Source organism: Nocardia sp. MDA0666 (assembly GCF_003023875.1).
In the GTDB taxonomy this organism is placed as follows: Bacteria; Actinomycetota; Actinomycetes; order Mycobacteriales; family Mycobacteriaceae; genus Nocardia; species Nocardia aobensis.
Genome location: NZ_PYHT01000010.1, coordinates 26066 through 42032, shown reverse-complemented (window position 1 = coordinate 42032; position 15967 = coordinate 26066). Strand labels below are relative to the sequence as shown.

The window sequence follows — 15967 nt, the reverse complement described above, 5'->3', positions numbered from 1 at the left end:
ACGGCGTAAGGAATCACATGACCGAAGCGGAAGTATTGTTCGACAAGAGCGACGGCGTGGGCCTGATCACGCTCAACCGGCCCAAGGCCATCAACGCGCTCAATCACCCGATGGCGCAGGCGATTCTGTCGGCCCTGCGCGAGTGGGCCGACGACGACGAGGTTCGCACGGTGGTGCTGACCGGCGCCGGGGAACGCGGACTGTGCGCGGGCGGCGATATCGTCGCGATTCACACCGACGCGAAGAACGCTGTGGCACACGGTGTTTCGCGCCACGACAGCGCCGATTCGCCGAGCGGCCGGTTCTGGCGCGACGAGTACATCCTCAACGCGCTGATCGGCAACTATCCGAAACCGTATGTGGCCGTGATGGACGGCATCGTGATGGGCGGCGGTGTGGGGCTGTCCGCCCACGGCAATCGCCGTATCGTGACCGAGCGGTCGATGGTCGGCATGCCCGAGACCGGTATCGGCTTCATTCCCGATGTGGGCGGCACCTATCTGCTGGCGCGCACACCGGGTGAACTGGGCACCCACGTCGCCCTGACCACGGCGCGCATGGGTGCCGGTGATGCGATCGCGGCCGGATTCGCCGACCATTTCGTTCCCGCCGAACGCATTCCGGATCTGCTGGCGCAGCTGCGGCGCACCGATGCCGACGCCGCGATCGCCGCCGTCGCGCAGCCCGCACCGGTGTCGGATCTCGCCGCGCAGCGGTCGTGGATCGACGCCTGCTACAGCGCCGACACGGTGGAGGAGATCGTCGCGCGGCTGCAGCGTCACGAAGCCCCCGAGGCCGCCAAGGCCGCCGGCGATGTGCTGGCGAAATCGCCGGTGGCGCTGAAGGTTACGTTGCGGTCCCTGCGCAACGCCCGGCGGGCGGCGAACCTGGAACAGGCGCTCGACGAGGAGTACCGGGTCTCGGTGGCCGCGCTGACCACCCACGACTTGGTGGAGGGCATCCGCGCCCAGGTGGTCGACAAGGACCGCAATCCGCAGTGGGAGCCCGCCACCCTCGCCGAGGTGTCGGATGCGCTGGTGGACAGCTACTTCGCCGATCTGGGCGATCGGGAACTCGGACTGAGCGGAGCACAGGAGTGATGAGCGTGACGAAGGTGGCCTTCCTGGGCCTCGGGCATATGGGCGGCCCGATGGCGGCGAATCTGGTGCGTGCCGGATATCAGGTGCTGGCCTACGACCCCGTACCGGCCGCGCAGGAACAGGCCCGCGCCGACGGGGCGGAGGTCTTCGACACCGCCGCGGCGGCCGTGACCGAAGCCGAGATCGTCATCACGATGCTGCCCAACGGCCGCATCGTGCTCGACGTCTACGACGCGGTGCTGCCGTCCGCCAAACCCGGCACCCTGTTCATCGACTGCTCCACCATCGACGTCGCCGACGCCAAGCGCGCGGCGGAAGTTGCTGTGGGAGCGGGACATCGGGCCCTGGACGCACCGGTGTCCGGCGGCGTCGGCGGTGCCACCGCGGGCACGTTGACCTTCATGGTCGGCGGCGAGGCCGAGGACTTCGCCGCCGCGCAGCCGGTGCTGGACGTGATGGGCGGCAAGGTCGTGCACTGCGGCGGCGCGGGCGTGGGGCAGGCCGCGAAGATCTGCAACAACATGATGCTGGGCATCTCGATGATCGGGCTGTCCGAGGCGATCGTGCTGGGCGAGAAGCTGGGCCTGACCCACGACAAGTTCTACGACGTGGTCTCCACCGCCTCGGGTCAATGCTGGTCGCTGACCACCTACTGTCCCGTGCCCGGCCCGGTGCCGACCAGCCCCGCCAACAACGAATACCGGCCCGGATTCGCCACCGCGCTGATGAACAAGGACCTCGGCCTGGCGGCGAATGCGCTGCGCGACAACGATGTCGACGGACGGTTCGGTCTGCTGGCGGCCGAGATCTACGAGCAGTTCAACCGGTCGGCGGGCGACCTGGACTTCTCCGCTATCGTCACCGATATTCGTCGCCGTTCCGGCGAGTAGCCGAGAAAGGGAAACAGTGACCGACTTCGAGACCATTCTGCTGGAGCGCACCGGACGGGTCGCGGTGATCACCCTGAATCGGCCGAAGGCACTCAACGCGTTGAATACGCAGGTGCTCACCGACATCACCGCCGCCCTCGACGAGGTGGAGGCCGATGCGGGTATCGGCGCGGTGGTGCTGACCGGTTCGGAGAAGGCGTTCGCCGCCGGCGCCGATATCAAGGAGATGCAGTCCAAGTCCTATATGGACATGTTCCTGGCCGATTTCTTCCAGGGCTGGGACCGGGTCGGTGCGTTCCGCAAGCCGATCATCGCGGCGGTGGCCGGATACGCCCTGGGCGGCGGCTGCGAGCTGGCGATGATGTGCGACATCCTGATCGCCGCCGACACCGCGAAGTTCGGCCAGCCGGAGATCAAGCTCGGCGTGATCCCCGGTATGGGCGGCTCACAGCGCCTGACCCGTGCGGTCGGCAAAGCCAAGGCCATGGATCTGATTCTCACCGGCCGCAATATGGATGCCGAGGAGGCCGAACGGGCCGGGCTCGTGGCCCGCGTCGTTCCGGCGGCGGAACTGCTGTCCACCGCACGCGAGGTCGCCGAGACCATCGCCGGCATGTCGCTGCCGTCGGTGATGATCGCCAAGGAGGCCGTGAACCGCTCGTACGAAACCACGCTCACCGAGGGCCTGCGTTTCGAACGCCGGGTGTTCCACTCGCTGTTCGCCACCGAGGATCAGACCGAGGGCATGACCGCCTTCGTGGAGAAGCGCGCGGCGAACTTCGAACACCGCTGAGCGCTACCCCTGACAGCCGAGCATCGCTCGCAGTCGACGGCCCGGCCGTCGCCGCCCGTATGCGCCGATTCAGCGGGTACGTGCCGGCGAGGCCGGGCCGCTCTCCTCGTCGGCCCCGCCCTCGCCCGGCATCCGGGTTTCGAGGTGGCCTCGGCGGCGGTGCGCTGTCCGCGGTGCCGGCGACCGCACGGGTCCACGCCCGTCGAGCGGTCGCGGGCCCAGTAATTTCCCGTACGCTCATCGGCGTGAGATGGGTCGCCGCCGTGATCACCGTGGCCTCCGCTGTGGTGGTGGCGGGTTGCGGCGCGTCCGGAACGACCCCGGCCGCGACGAGTTCGCCCCCAGCGTCGGCTGCCGCGCAGGCACTGGCGGTCGCCGAATGCGGGTCCGCCACTGATGCCGATATCGTTGCCGCAACGGGCATTTCCGGCATACAGCAGATTTCGGCCAATCCGCTGCGCTGCCGTTGGGAGGCTGCCGCGGGCACCTCGGTGACCTTCGAATGGTTCCGTGCCAGCCCGCTCGCCGCGCACACCGCCCCCGACCCCGCGGCCCAGGTGTCGTCGCTGCGGGTCGGCGACCACACCGGCTGGATCTTCTCCACTCCGCAGTGGTGTGAGGCCGCCGTCGATTCCGGTGCCGCGGATTTCGTCGACTGGCGCGCCGACGAGCCGCAACAGCCTGCGGCACAAGCCTGTTCGGCCGTGCGGCAGCTGGCCGCGGCGACCCTGGCGAAGGCGGGGTGAGGACGATGCGCCGAGCGCGCCGTCTCGTCGTCGCGGTGGCTCTGATCGCCGCCGCGGCCGGATGTTCCTCGGGGCCGACGCCCGCGCATCGGCCGGCGCAGGCCGAGGACGAACTCCTGCAGGGCTGCGGTCCGGAAACCGATCCCGAGATCGCTGATCTGGTGCACGCCACCGCCGTTCACCGCGAGGGCGGACCGACCATCTGCGCCTGGGAGGGCAACTACCCCGGCGGCGGCGTCGTCGATATCACCTACGCCTGGTTCGCGCAGGATTCGTTGCTGCGTGACGGCCAGGTGGCGGCCGCCCTCGGCTATCGCACCGACCATCTGGTTGTCGCCGATTTCGGCGGCCTGATCTGGCGCGATCCCCGCGATCCGGGCAGTTGTGGGGTGTCGGCCGCCGATTCCGGGACGGTCACCTACTGGGTGCAGAACCGCTCCCGCCTCGCCACCCCGGACCCGTGTGCCGCGGCGATCAACGCCGAGAAGGCCACCGTCGAACTCGACGGGTGATCCGCGGCGTCACTTCCCGGGAACGGGTTCGGCGCTGCTGCCCGCGACCTCCACCGGACGGGCCGGGGTGCCGTCGTGCGCCGGCCGCGCCGAGTCGTGTCCGGTGACCAGCAGGCCGGTGACCGTCGCGCCGAGCGCCGCGGTCACCGCCAGCGCGGCGACCACCTTGCGTCGCGATACCGCCGGTCGCGGCGTCGGCTTCGCCGCCCCGCACTGCGGCGGGGCGAATCGGATACCGCGCACCCGGCGCGCCGCCGGTTGTTCGGTGGCCATCAGCACCGCACCGCGCGCGGAGACGAAATCGGGCTCCGGATCGTAGATCACCGGCAGATCCAGCAGCTGCTCCAGCGACGCCCGGATACCCGGGCTACGCGTGCAACCGCCCAGCAGTGCCACCGCCCGCGGCGCGACCCCGGTGTCGTCGATCAACTGCCGCACATACGACACCGAATGATGGATCCCGGCCGCGACCAGATCGCGGAAATCGCTGCGGGTCACGACGATTCGCGTGCCGGAACGAGGATCGCCGACCGTCACCACCCGGGTGGCGCTGAGCTGTTCCTTGTAGTCGCGTCCGGCGGCATTGTCGATCTCCACCCCGCCGTGCGCGAGATGCCAGCGCAGCAGGGCGTCGTGGCCGTCGCCGCCCAGAAGGGTGCTGCGCTTGGCTGCGAGGATGGCCTGGGTGCGGCAGTCGGCCTCGGTGAGGGTGAGCCCGGAACAGCCGAGGTCGTAGATCAGCACCGCACCCTCGTCGGGCAGCTGTCCGCTGAACCGCAGATACCGTAACTGGGCCGGCGGTTCGTCGATGATGGTCAGCCGGCTGCGTCCGGCCGCGGCCCGGATGGCCTCGGCGTGCAGGGCGCAGCGGGAGGTGACGGCGATGCCGGTGACGAATTCGTCCCGGTCGGCCGCGGATGCCCGCATCGCGTCGATGGCCTGGAAGACCGGCTCCTCGACCCCCGCCCCCGCGCGGCGCGCGACCACACAGCGGTCGATCGGCGGCAGATGCGGCTGATCGGAGTGGGTGAGCATGGCGCGCGCGCCACCAGCGCCCGCCGACACGCCCAGGACCAGCACCATGGCGTCCATGGTGAACCTTTCGGCCGCCGATGGAAAGGCAGCGGCCCGGGATGTCGCTGCCGGAATGCTGGCGAGTCGACCCTCAGGCCCACCGGGTCGGCGTATCGCCGCTGTCGAAGTCGCCCGCCTCGCGCCGGAATTCCGCGAGCAATTGCAGCAGCAGCTGGAGACGCTCCGGAGGCAGGCCCGGCCGGGCGAAGACCTTCTCGTTCAATTCCCGGGTGGCCGCCGCCGCCAGATCGCGGCCGGCGGCCGTGATCTCGATCAGGGTTGCCCGGCGGTCGCTGGGGTGTGGTACTCGTTTGACCAGTTGGGCCGCTTCGAGCCGATCGACGGTATTGGTGACACTCGTCGGGTGGACCTGCAACCGGGCGCTGGCCATCGCCATCGGCAGCGCCCCGGTCTTGCTGAAGCCGAGCAGCGTCAGCAATTCGTAGCGGGAGAAGGTCAGCCCCGACGGGCGCAGCGCCTCGTCCACCCGGGCCATCACGATCTGCTGGGCACGCACCAGAGAGGTCACCGCGGCCATGCCGTCGGCGACATCGCCCCAGCCGTGCGAGGTCCACTGGCGGTGGGCCTCTTCGATGGGGTCCAGCGGAAGCGGGCGGGGTGCGGCCATACCGCCGAGTGTATTTGCCCGCCCGCTCCCACGCTGCGGTCCGGAGTCGCCGGATCGGTGATTCAGGACAGTCCCGAAAGATCACCGAGGACAACGTGGTTGCGATCGGCGGTGTTTCCCAGGGTGTACTCGGGCATCAGTCCGAGATATTCGGCCCGGCTGCGGGTGCTCCACCGCCGCGCGTCCGGGGTGCGGGTTTTGTAGAAATTGACCATGTAGCCGCCCTCGTAGAGGCGCAGCAGGGTGTAGCCGCCCGGATACTCCTTCACCGCGCCCACTTCCAGGAATTCCACCCGGAGCGGGATGTCGGGGCGGGTGCGGCGATTGCGGTGGGTATGGCCCGCATGGTGGAAGAACACCCCCGGCGTCGATTGATACAGCTGCTGCAGGGTGAGCGCGTCCGATCGATTCAGCACGAAATTCGGGCCGGCGAGATTGCTCAGCCCCGATTCCGCGGTGACCGGATGATGTCCGAAGACGACCGTCGGCCGGTCGGGATCGCGACGCAGCGATTCGCGCAGGCGATCGAATTGCCCGGGACCGATACTGCCCCCGGAGCCGTCCAGTTCGGTGGTGTCGAGTCCGATCAGCCGCAGCCCGCCGAGCCGATGTTCGGTCGATTGTGCCGGGGGAAGGAAGGATTCGCCCCAGCAGTCGTAGTGGTCGGCCGCCACCGCCGGACAGCCGGCGTAGTCGGCGCCGGTGTGGGGACGGTCGTGATTGCCGCGCGCGGCGAACCAGTCCCGCCCCTCGATTCCCCAGGCGTCCAGTCGGTTTCGTACCGACCGGGTCTGCTCCGGGGCGGCTTCCGCGGTCAGATCACCGGCCAGGATCAGATGGTCGGCGCCGCGATCCGGACGGCGCAGATCGTCGAGCAATGCCGCCAGCATCACCTCGGGGTACGGCGGCAGTCCCGGTTCCTGTCGCACGCCCGGCGGCAGCCCGGCGGCGATGATGCCGCTGGTCTCCTCGCCGATGTGCACATCGTTGCAGAGCGCGAGGGTGCGCAGCAGCCGGCCCGGGGGAGCGACGAGAGTGGTGAATTCACCGCTACATTCGGGTGCGCCGGGCAGATGAGTGACCAACTCCGGGGCCGGTACCGCCCGCACCCCGTCCGACCACGCCTCGAATCGATATCGCCGTCCCGGCTCCAGGCCGTCGATCTGGGCGTAGTGATACGGCGTCCGATCGGCGCCGGTCACGGGCACCGGCCGGGCGGGCCCGGCGGAATCCGCAGGGGCCAAGCGGATCTCGGTGCCGGCCTCGATCGGGACGGGTGCGCCCGACGCATCGGCGGCGAGTGTCGTCCAGGTGATGATCGCCGACGTGTCGGTGAGCGTGACCACCTCCAGATCGGTCGCCCGCAGTGAATTCGCCTGTGCCCGAACCGGACTCGGAAGCATGAGCGGTGTGGCTGCCACGGCGGCCAGGCCCGCGAGCAGGCGGCGGCGATTCGGCCCGCAACAGGTCATCGTCGCTCCCTCGTGGGTGGTCGGTACCGATCCACGGCCGACCCTACCCAGGCCGACGCCATACCGCGTGTCGTGCCGCCGACTCACCGGGTAGGTTGGCTAGCCGGTCGCCTCGGCGCAGTATCCGATCGGAAGGACGGTCCATGGCAGCGGCGCAGCAGCACGAACGCCGGTGGAAACTCGTGCTCGGCGTGGTGGCGCTGGCCGCCTCGGCCATGATCACCGCGTGTTCGGCGTCCTCGGACGAGCCGGAGATCGTGGTCTACAACTCGCATGATCAGCGTCTGACCCGGCAGTGGGCCGACGTCTTCACCGAGCAGACCGGAATCCGGGTGACGTTGCGCGACGGCGCCGATGCCGAAGTCGCCGATCAGGTGCTGGCCGAGGGCGACCGATCGCCGGCCGATGTGGTTCTCACGGAGAATTCACCGGCGATGGCCCGGATGGAGCGCGCCGGTCTGTTCGCCGGCCTCGACCCCGCCACCCTCGCGCAGGTGCCCGAACAGTTCCGTCCGAGTTCGGGGCAGTGGACCGGAATCGCCGCGCGGTCGACCGCATTCGTCTTCCATCCGGGGAAGATCCCGCCCGCCGAACTGCCCGCCGGCTTGCTGGACCTGCAACAGCCGCGGTGGCACGGCCGCTGGACCGCCGATTCGCACGGCGCGGACTTCCAGGCGATCGTCGCGGCGCTGCTGGCACTCGACGGCGAGAACGCCACGCGCGCGTGGCTGCACGGGGTGAAGGACAACGCCACCGTCGCGCCCAACGGCTTCGCGGCACTGAAGGCGGTCGGCGCGGGAGGGGTCGGCGGGGCGCTGGTCTTCGCCACCGACTGGTACCGCGACCAGCTCGCACCCGAGCGGATCATCGGGCCCTCGACGCCGCACTATTTCCGCGGCGGGGACCCGGGCGGATACCTCTCGCTGTCCGGTGCGGGGGTGCTGAAGTCGAGCCGGCACGCCGCCGAGGCTCAGCGGTTCGTGCGATTCGTGACGGCCGCGGCCGGGCAGCGTCTGCTCAGTGGCGGTGCGGCCATGGAGTATCCGGTGGCCGCGGGTGTCCCCGCCGATCCGGCGCTGCCGCCGCTGGATTCGCTGGACCCGCCGCGCGTGAATCCGAGCGAACTCGACCCGGAGCGAGTCGAGGCGTTGATGCGCGAGGCGGGGCTGCTCTGATCCGCTACGAGGCGGTCAGGTCGTAGCGGTACCTGCTGGTCGGAATGACGTCGAGATCGCGGTCGGCGCCGAAGGTCGCGACGCTGGCCATCATGCGACCGGCGCGGCGCTGCAATTCCGCGTCGTCACCCCCGCTGCCCCAGAACGCGTGCTGGTCGGTCATCGCGTCCATCGGGAAAAGTTCCTCGACCAGCGCGTCCACCCGCGGACCCGGAGTGACCGCCGCGACCACGGTGTTCTGCACATAACCGAAGGTGGCCTGGGTTTCGATGGCCACGGTGGTATGCCGGTCCTGCCAATTGCGCAGCCATTCGGCGCGGGTCAGCTCCTGCGGAATTCGCAGCAGCGCGATATTGGCCAGCGCCTCGTAGCGGGTTCCGTCCGGGGGCCGCGCGGTGGTGAGCGGTTCGCGTTCGTCCACGATCCAGCCGTTGATCCGCTCGGACACGCCACTGAGCACATCGGTGATCGGCCCGTTCTGTCCCTCGCTCCAGACGCCGACGATCGCCGCGACGGGTTCGTCGTAGGTGCTCACCCGCAGTTGTGCGGCCGCGACATCGGCGTCGCCGATGTTGACCTGGAGTTCGGTCGCCCCCGCGGCGGCCAGCCGCCGGTGGAACTCCGGCGCGTGCAGGGTGTCCGCGAGATCCGGCCCCCAGAGGGCGTACATCAATTTCATGCCGGATCCTTTCGGGGAACTGCGTTCGGCTGCGACGACGGTAGTTCCGTCTACCGCGCGAGACTCCCGATTCGCCAAACCCGGTCCCGCTCACCGGGACCGAATCGCCAGGCCGGATCGCCGCGATCGTGCGCCCGTCCGGAGGGATCGGTCGCCTACAGTGAGAGCGATATCCGTCCGGTGAGAGGAGACCAGGTGCGCCGCATACTGTTCGCGATGACGTTGTGTGCCGCCGTACTACCCGCGCTCGCCTGCTCCGCCGAGGCCGACCGCGCACCGGCGAAGACATCGGCGCCCGCGCCCGCGGCAGCAGACCACGGCACCAACGGCACGATCGAGGTGGTGGCCACCCACGGTCCCGAGAAGTACGCCGCCGCCGGACTCGCCGCGGGCATCACCACCTGTCAGGCCGGATCGGTGCTGGCGACCCTGACCACCGGCCGGGACGGCAAGGCCCACCAGGATGTGGCCGCCGACTGCTATCAGGTTCAGGTGACGTCGGTGCCGATGGGATGCCGGCTGGCCACCGACCCCGCCGAGAAGGTCGACGTGGTGGCCGGCCGGACCGCGACCGCGGAGTTCGGATTGGCCTGCGCCTGAGCGTTTTTCAACGGTTGGCGAGTTCGGCGAGCCGGTAGGCCAGCGCCGTGCGCACCGCCGGGATGCGGGTGACGAGGCGGATCGCGGTGTTGCGCAGCATGCGGGCCGGTCGCGGGCGCAGCGTCGCCATCCGGGTCATGCGATCGGTGAAGGCCACCACGTCCAGCGCGACCGGGCGGCGGGTGCGCTCGTAGTCGTCGAGCAGCGCGTCGGGTTCGCCGCCCAGGACCCGGGCCAGCAGCGTGCCCAGCAGGGCCGCGTCCTGGATCCCGGTGTTCATCCCCTGCCCACCGGCCGGGCTGTGTACATGTGCGGCATCGCCGGCCAGCAGGATCCGCCCGGCGCGATAGCGGTCGGCCACTCGGTGATGCACGCGAAAACGTGAGCTCCACAGCACCTCTCGCACCGTGGCGCCGGGGCAGCGGGCATCCAGCAGCGCTTGCACCTGCGCGCGGGTGGGATGTTCGGGCGCCTCGGCGACGGTGGCGACGATGCGGAAGCGATCGTGGTCGGTGTCCGGCAGGGGTGCGACCACCACGATGCCCTCCGGCGAGACGTGCAGCGATACCTCGTCGCGCGAGGCGGGCCAGTCCATCCGCACATCGGCCAGGACGAACGATTCCGGATAGGTGGCGCCGGTGAAGCCGATTCCCGCCGCCTCGCGGACCCGGCTGTGCATCCCGTCCGCGCCGATCACGTACTCGGCGCGGATCGATCCGGATTGCCCTGTGGCATCGGTGAATTCGACGGTGACGAATTCACCGCCCGGTATCACCGCGGTGACCTCCACGGGGCGCACGACCGTTCCGCCCGCCCGCTGCAGCCGGTCGAGCAGGACGGCCTCGGTCGCCTCCTGGCCGATCATCAGCGTGTAGGGGAACGGTGTCGGCAGGTCGGAGAAGCCGATGGTGGTCAGCCGATCGGCGCCTTCGTACATGACGAAGCGTGGCACCTCGAGTCCCAGGTCGTGCAGGGTCGTGGCGATGCCCATTTCATCGAGGACCTCCAACGTCCGGGCATGGACGACCGCGGCGCGGGACGTGTTCGCCCCGGCGGCCAGTCGATCCAGGAGAACCACGTCGGCGCCGGCATCGGCGAGCGCGATCGCGGCGGTCAGTCCGGCGGGTCCGGCGCCGACGATGACGACCGCGGCGGTGGCGGGAACGGTGCTGCTCATGACTACTCCCTCAGGTTTGCCAACGCATGTTGGCCAACGACTGTTGACATCAGAATAAAGCGGCCGGGGATGGTAAGTCAACAGTTGTTGGCCTACGGTTGTGGGCATGAGTGAAGAGGCTGCGCCGCGCCGCTCGGACGCCACTCGCGCGGCGATTCTGGAGGCGGCTCGCCGGCATTTCGCCCGCGAGGGATACGCCAAGGCGACCATTCGGGCGATCGCCGCCGACGCCGGCATCGATCCGTCGATGGTGATGCGGTACTACGGCAACAAGGACGGCCTGTTCGACGCGGCGCTCGACGTCGATCTCGCCCTGCCGGATCTGGCCGCGGTGGCCGAGGACGAGCTGGGTGCGACGGTCGCCCGGCGCTTCCTGGAACTGTGGGAGACGCCGCCGGGTAACGAACTGCTGCTGACCCTGTTGCGTTCTTCGGTGTCGGACGAGACTGTGGCGCAACGGTTTCAACGCGTCTTCGCCGAACAGCTGATGCCGATGGTGACCCGCGTCGGCGACCCCGCGGACGCGCCGCGGCGAGCCGGATTGGTGGTCACGCAGATTCTGGGACTGGCGGTGTGCCGCTATGTATTGCGCCTGCCGCCGGTGGTGGCGTTGACGGCCGAGGAGATCGTCGCGGAGATCGGCGCGACGGTGCAGCGGTATCTGGTGTCGGTGCCGAGATGAGACGGGTCTCGGCGAGACGAGTCGGGAGGAGATATGACGAGGAGATATGAGAATGCCCCGAGTCCGGCGGCGCTGGCTCGGGGCATCAGGGCTGCGATGCGGTCCTCGAGTGTCGGCGCACGGCATCTACCTCCGTTCGATCGGCTGGACGCTGTCCTGTTCGGTCAGCTGTAGAGGCGCTCGATGAATGCGCGCAGGTTGGTGCGCACCCGTTCGGCCTTCTCCTCGTCGGTCAGATCCTCGCGGTAGCGGTTGCCCAGCGCGGGGCGCTTCTTGTTGCGCGCGTACAGCGAACAGGCCAGATCGGTGCACATGTAGATGCCGATCGAGTTACCGCGCCGTCCGGATTCGCCGACCTTGTGCGCGGTGAGCAGCGACACCCCGGTACCGGTGTGCGTGGTCAGGCAGATCGAGCAGAGCTGGGCCCGGCCGGATCCGCCCGTCTCGTAGCGCAGTGCCACGCCGACCAGCCGATCGTCCTGCGGGGTCACCAGATACGCGCGGCCCGGCATCGACCGGTCGTTCCAGCCGAAGAAGTCCAGGTCCTCCCAGGGTCGCGTGTCGAGATCCCGGGGGACCGGCATGCGCTTGGCATCGCCCTTGGAACAGTTGACGAACGACGAGCGGATCTCGCGTTCGGTCAGTGGTTGCACGTGTTCACTCCTTCCGAATGGATGAACGGAAAACGGAGCGAGGCTACGGCCACCGGTCCCGGCGGGCAATCGAATATCGGCTCAGCCGGTGGTGCGCAGCCCGGCGAGGGTGACCGTGATCAGCCGTTCTGCCGCATCGGGTGAGGTTTCGCACGCGACGCCGATACCGTGGCCCAGGCGCAACAGATCGCGCGGTTCGATTTCCGGACGGATCAGCCCGGCGTCCTGGGCGGGTTGCAGGATCGCCGTCGCGGCGTCGGTGATCAGATTCGAACACAGCATGAAGGTCTGCGATCCGCGGTCGATGGCGGCCTTGAGGGTCACCGCCAGACTGCGTTTGTCCATCACGAATCGCACCTGGGCGCGGAACCACTGCTCCAGAGCGTCGAGAGGGGAGAGAGTTTCGGTCAGCTCGGCGGCGAGTTCGGCCAATGCCTCGATGCTCGAGCGATAGACCGCCTCGATGAGTGCGTCCCGGTTGGGAAAGTGGCGATAGAGGGTGCCCGGTCCCACCGCGGCTCGGCGCGCCACCTCGTCCAGGGGCGCCTCCGGGCCGTATTCGGCGAACGCCTCCCGCGCGCACTCGAGTATGCGCTCGTAGTTGCGCCGCGCATCCGCGCGCATCGGACGCGGCGGCGCCGCGCGCCCGGACCCCTGTGTCGACGGTGCGCTCACGATCCCTCCAGTGGAAACGGATGAACTCTCCGCTTAGTCTTGCGTAACCGGAGAACTTCTCCATATGCTATCTCCATTGGAAACGGAGACATTCTCCGTTTAGTTCCGCAATCCGATGGAGCCCCCTTGTCTACCTCCACGATTTCCTCGTCACCGCAGGTCGGCGCACCGCCCGGGCGGCTGCGCTCCGGCATCGTGCTGGCCACGTTGCTGACCTGCCAGTTGATGATCGTGCTCGACATCACCGTGATGAACGTGGCGCTGCCCCGCATCCAGCACGATCTGCACTTCAGTGCCACCGGCCTGTCCTGGGTGATGAACGCCTACACCCTGGTCTTCGGCGGGCTGCTGTTGCTCGGCGGCCGGGCCGGCGATCTGTTCGGGCGCCGGCGCATATTCATCCTCGGCACCGTGCTCTTCACCCTCGCTTCCCTCGGCGGCGGGCTGGCGCCGTCGGCCGCCTGGCTGATCGTCGCTCGTATCGTGCAGGGGCTCGGCGGTGCGATGGCCGGTCCGAACACTCTCGCCCTGCTGACCACCACCTTCGCCGATCCGAAGATGCGGGTCCGGGTGCTGGCGCTGTTCTCCGGAATGTCCAGTGCGGGATTCGCGATCGGGCTGATCCTGGGTGGACTGCTGACCCAGTGGCTGAGCTGGCGCTCGGTGCTGTTCATCAACGTGCCGTTCGGACTGGCCGTGGCACTGCTGGCGGCGCGGTACCTACCCGACGCGCCGCGCCGGCGCGCTCATCTCGACCTGCCCGGAGCGGTGACCGCGACGGGGGCGGTGGCCGCGCTGGTCTACGGCTTCATCAGCGCCGCGGCCCACGGCTGGGACGATGTGACGACCGATGTGTCGCTGGCGGCCGGCGTGCTCGCACTGATCGCGTTCCTGCTGATCGAACACCGGGCCGCGCAACCGCTGCTGCCGCTGCACGTGTTCGCCGACCGCAATCGGGCCGCCGCGTACGCCAACATGTTCCTGGGGCCGATGGCGGGTACCTCGATGTTCTTCTTCCTCACCCAGTATCTGCAGGAAGTGCGGGGAATGAGCGCGCTGGCAACGGGTTTCGCCTTCCTTCCGACCGCGGTGACGATGTTCGCGATGATCCGGCTGATTCCGCGCCTGCTGCCGCGCTTCGGTCCCAAACCGGTGACGCTGGTGGGCACGTCCGCGATGATCGCCGGGCTGGCGCTGCTCACCCTGCTCGATACCGATACCGGTTACTTCCCGCTGCTCGCGGTGGCGACGCTGTTGATGGGATGCGGTATCGGCCTGGCCTTTTCGCCGCTGAATGTGATCATCATGGCGAATGTGGCGCCCGAGGAGGCCGGTGCGGCGGGCGGTGCGTTGCAGACGCTGCAGCAGACCGGCGCCGCGCTGGGGCTGGCGGTGCTGGTCACGGTATTCGGCACCGCCGTGCGGGCCGCGTCCGGATCGGCCGTGCACGTGCTCGTCTCCGGTATCACGACCGCCTTCGCCGCGGCGGCCGGGATCGCGGTGCTGACCTTGCTCGTGGCGTCGACATTTCGGAGTGTGCGGGCGCAACGGTGAGTGACCGGACGGTGGCCCTCGGAACTTCCGAGGGTTGCCGTCCTGTTCATCCAAGATCAACTCCGGGCATTTGGGACTATTCGAAACCTGTTGCCGCGCAGTGACTTAACCGAGATTCGACTCACAGCAACCTCTATGACTGCCGTGCGAGACTCGTCGCGATGCTCACCTATTTTCAAGCGATGGTCATCGGCGCGGTGCAGGGCTTCACCGAGCTGTTCCCGATCTCCAGTCTCGGACATTCGGTTCTCGTGGCGGCCTGGCTCGGAGGTAGATGGGGAGCGTTGCCCGGTCAGGGTGGAACCGATTCGGCCGCAACCTATCTGGCGTTCGTCGTCGCCCTGCATGTGGCGACGGCGGTCGCGCTGGTGATCTACTACTGGCGAGACTGGTGCGCGATCGCCGCCGGATTCGTCGAGATGGTGCGGACCAGGCGGCTGGATACCGTGCCGCAACGGCTGGCCTGGCTGATCGTGATCGCGACCGTGCCGGTCGCGATTCTCGGCCCGCTGCTGGAACATCCGCTGCACGACGTCTTCGCCGCTCCCTTGTGCGCCGCGGCCTTCCTGACCGTCAACGGCGTGGTGCTGGTCATCGGCGAAGGCCTGCGTCGCCGCAACGAGCCCACTCTCGCCGAATACGGCCGCCGCTTCGCCCTGAATCAGGCGAACAGTCGGATGCGCACGGCGACAACACTTTCCCTGCCGCAATCCGACCGTCGCCTGGCGGCCCTCGACTCCCGGGACGCGGTCGGCATCGGCCTGGCCCAAGCCGGTGCCCTCCTCACCGGCTTCAGCCGGGCCGGCCTCACCATGGTCGGCGGTCTCTGGCGCGGTCTCGAACACGAACACGCCGCCAAATTCGCCTTCCTCCTCGCCACCCCCGCGATCTTCGGCGCCGGAATAGTCGACCTCCCGGACCTGATAACCCCACGCGCAGAGGTGATCTGGGGCCCGATCATCGTCGGCGCCGTCGTCTCCGGCGTGACATCCTGGCTCGCCGTCCGCTACCTCGAACGGTACTTCCGGACCCGGACCCTGCTGCCGTTCGCCGCCTACTGCGTGATCGTGGGGTTGGTGTCGATCTTCCGATTCGGGTGAGTTGCGGGCCGCTGACGCGCCACGACGGGACTGTTGTGGTAGGCGGCGACCGTCCACTTGCCGTCGCGCCGGTGCATGACCCAGGTTGCGTTCACGTACCGGTCGGCGGGTACTTCGGTCTCGCCGGCGAACGCGATCGCGGCCTTGCTGACGACAACGGCGTGGTCGGCGCCGAGGAACCGGATATCTCCGATGTCGTCGGTGACGGTCGAGTTCGCGAGAACGGTCGCGAACCCGTCCGCCATACCCTGCCGGATCTCCGCCCGGCTGCGCCGACAGGTCCCCGGCATGATCACCGTGGCGTCCTCGGCGTAGTCCGCGACGAAAGCGTCCGCGTCCCCGGCCGCCCAGGCCTTGTACTGATCGGCCAAGATCTGCGCGATGGCGGCCGAGTCGTCGGTTCGAGTCGTGGTCATGGCATGTCCTTCGTTCGTCAGCGCGGCCCTTCTTCGGGCCG

18 protein-coding genes are annotated in these 15967 nt (G+C 68.9%); 10 read left to right on the top strand and 8 right to left on the bottom strand.

The window, feature by feature from the left end; all coding sequences use genetic code 11:
* Positions 1-17 precede the first annotated feature (17 nt).
* From C8258_RS16110 to C8258_RS16090, 5 genes are all read left to right on the top strand, one after another.
* Positions 18-1100, top strand: coding sequence for an enoyl-CoA hydratase/isomerase family protein (locus C8258_RS16110; protein WP_106955877.1), 1083 nt, complete (start codon positions 18-20; stop codon positions 1098-1100).
* Positions 1100-1990, top strand: a complete 891-nt coding sequence (gene mmsB / locus C8258_RS16105; RefSeq protein WP_106955876.1) for a 3-hydroxyisobutyrate dehydrogenase — start codon at positions 1100-1102, stop codon at positions 1988-1990. The genes C8258_RS16110 and mmsB overlap by 1 nt, the downstream gene beginning before the upstream one ends.
* Positions 1991-2006: 16 nt before the next feature.
* Positions 2007-2783, top strand: coding sequence for an enoyl-CoA hydratase (locus C8258_RS16100; protein WP_030518309.1), 777 nt, complete (start codon positions 2007-2009; stop codon positions 2781-2783).
* Between the two features lie 245 nt (positions 2784-3028).
* Complete coding sequence (locus C8258_RS16095) at positions 3029-3529, top strand: DUF3558 family protein (RefSeq protein ID WP_158271264.1); 501 nt, start codon at positions 3029-3031, stop codon at positions 3527-3529.
* A gap of 5 nt (positions 3530-3534) precedes the next feature.
* Positions 3535-4041 carry a DUF3558 family protein gene (locus C8258_RS16090; protein WP_106955874.1) on the top strand — a complete coding sequence of 169 codons (507 nt, stop codon included), beginning with the start codon at positions 3535-3537 and terminating at the stop codon, positions 4039-4041.
* A 9-nt stretch (positions 4042-4050) separates the two neighbouring features.
* Here C8258_RS16090 and C8258_RS16085 read toward each other — a convergent pair whose 3' ends face one another.
* The 3 genes from C8258_RS16085 to C8258_RS16075 form a co-directional block, all read right to left on the bottom strand.
* Positions 4051-5133, bottom strand: a complete 1083-nt coding sequence (locus C8258_RS16085) for an Hsp70 family protein (protein ID WP_233225130.1) — start codon at positions 5131-5133, stop codon at positions 4051-4053.
* A gap of 73 nt (positions 5134-5206) precedes the next feature.
* The gene (locus C8258_RS16080) at positions 5207-5743 is read right to left on the bottom strand and encodes a MarR family winged helix-turn-helix transcriptional regulator (protein ID WP_036498508.1); all 537 of its coding nucleotides are present in this window, start codon (positions 5741-5743) and stop codon (positions 5207-5209) included.
* 62 nt (positions 5744-5805) lie between these two features.
* The gene (locus C8258_RS16075) at positions 5806-7215 is read right to left on the bottom strand and encodes a metallophosphoesterase (protein ID WP_106955873.1); all 1410 of its coding nucleotides are present in this window, start codon (positions 7213-7215) and stop codon (positions 5806-5808) included.
* 143 nt (positions 7216-7358) lie between these two features.
* On the opposite strand from C8258_RS16075, the gene C8258_RS16070 reads away from it, so the two are divergent.
* On the top strand, positions 7359-8390 hold the full coding sequence (locus tag C8258_RS16070) for an extracellular solute-binding protein (protein ID WP_146161247.1): 1032 nt from the start codon (positions 7359-7361) through the stop codon (positions 8388-8390).
* Positions 8391-8394: 4 nt separating this feature from the next.
* On the opposite strand, the gene C8258_RS16065 is transcribed toward C8258_RS16070, so the two are convergent.
* A complete protein-coding gene (locus C8258_RS16065; protein ID WP_106955872.1) occupies positions 8395-9069 on the bottom strand; it encodes an EthD domain-containing protein in 675 nt (224 codons plus the stop codon).
* A 195-nt stretch (positions 9070-9264) separates the two neighbouring features.
* Here C8258_RS16065 and C8258_RS16060 point away from each other — a divergent pair, with 195 nt between their 5' ends.
* On the top strand, positions 9265-9669 hold the full coding sequence (locus C8258_RS16060) for a hypothetical protein (RefSeq protein WP_106955871.1): 405 nt from the start codon (positions 9265-9267) through the stop codon (positions 9667-9669).
* Positions 9670-9676: 7 nt separating this feature from the next.
* Here C8258_RS16060 and C8258_RS16055 read toward each other — a convergent pair whose 3' ends face one another.
* The gene (locus tag C8258_RS16055; protein WP_106955870.1) at positions 9677-10846 is read right to left on the bottom strand and encodes an NAD(P)/FAD-dependent oxidoreductase; all 1170 of its coding nucleotides are present in this window, start codon (positions 10844-10846) and stop codon (positions 9677-9679) included.
* Between the two features lie 106 nt (positions 10847-10952).
* Here C8258_RS16055 and C8258_RS16050 point away from each other — a divergent pair, with 106 nt between their 5' ends.
* Complete coding sequence (locus C8258_RS16050; RefSeq protein ID WP_106955869.1) at positions 10953-11528, top strand: TetR/AcrR family transcriptional regulator; 576 nt, start codon at positions 10953-10955, stop codon at positions 11526-11528.
* A 164-nt stretch (positions 11529-11692) separates the two neighbouring features.
* Here the strand turns inward: C8258_RS16050 and C8258_RS16045 are convergent, their stop codons facing one another.
* Positions 11693-12181: an FBP domain-containing protein gene (locus tag C8258_RS16045; RefSeq protein WP_106955868.1), complete on the bottom strand. Its 489-nt coding sequence runs from the start codon at positions 12179-12181 to the stop codon at positions 11693-11695.
* Between the two features lie 81 nt (positions 12182-12262).
* Positions 12263-12856, bottom strand: a complete 594-nt coding sequence (locus C8258_RS16040) for a TetR/AcrR family transcriptional regulator (protein ID WP_233225129.1) — start codon at positions 12854-12856, stop codon at positions 12263-12265.
* Between the two features lie 126 nt (positions 12857-12982).
* Here C8258_RS16040 and C8258_RS16035 point away from each other — a divergent pair, with 126 nt between their 5' ends.
* Together C8258_RS16035 and C8258_RS16030 are read left to right on the top strand one after the other, a co-directional pair.
* Positions 12983-14410: an MFS transporter gene (locus C8258_RS16035; protein ID WP_233225128.1), complete on the top strand. Its 1428-nt coding sequence runs from the start codon at positions 12983-12985 to the stop codon at positions 14408-14410.
* Positions 14411-14571: 161 nt separating this feature from the next.
* Positions 14572-15510, top strand: coding sequence for an undecaprenyl-diphosphate phosphatase (locus C8258_RS16030; protein ID WP_106955866.1), 939 nt, complete (start codon positions 14572-14574; stop codon positions 15508-15510).
* On the opposite strand, the gene C8258_RS16025 is transcribed toward C8258_RS16030, so the two are convergent.
* A complete protein-coding gene (locus tag C8258_RS16025) occupies positions 15465-15926 on the bottom strand; it encodes an SgcJ/EcaC family oxidoreductase (RefSeq protein ID WP_106955865.1) in 462 nt (153 codons plus the stop codon). The two genes, C8258_RS16030 and C8258_RS16025, sit on opposite strands and share 46 nt — an antisense overlap.
* Positions 15927-15967 lie beyond the last annotated feature (41 nt).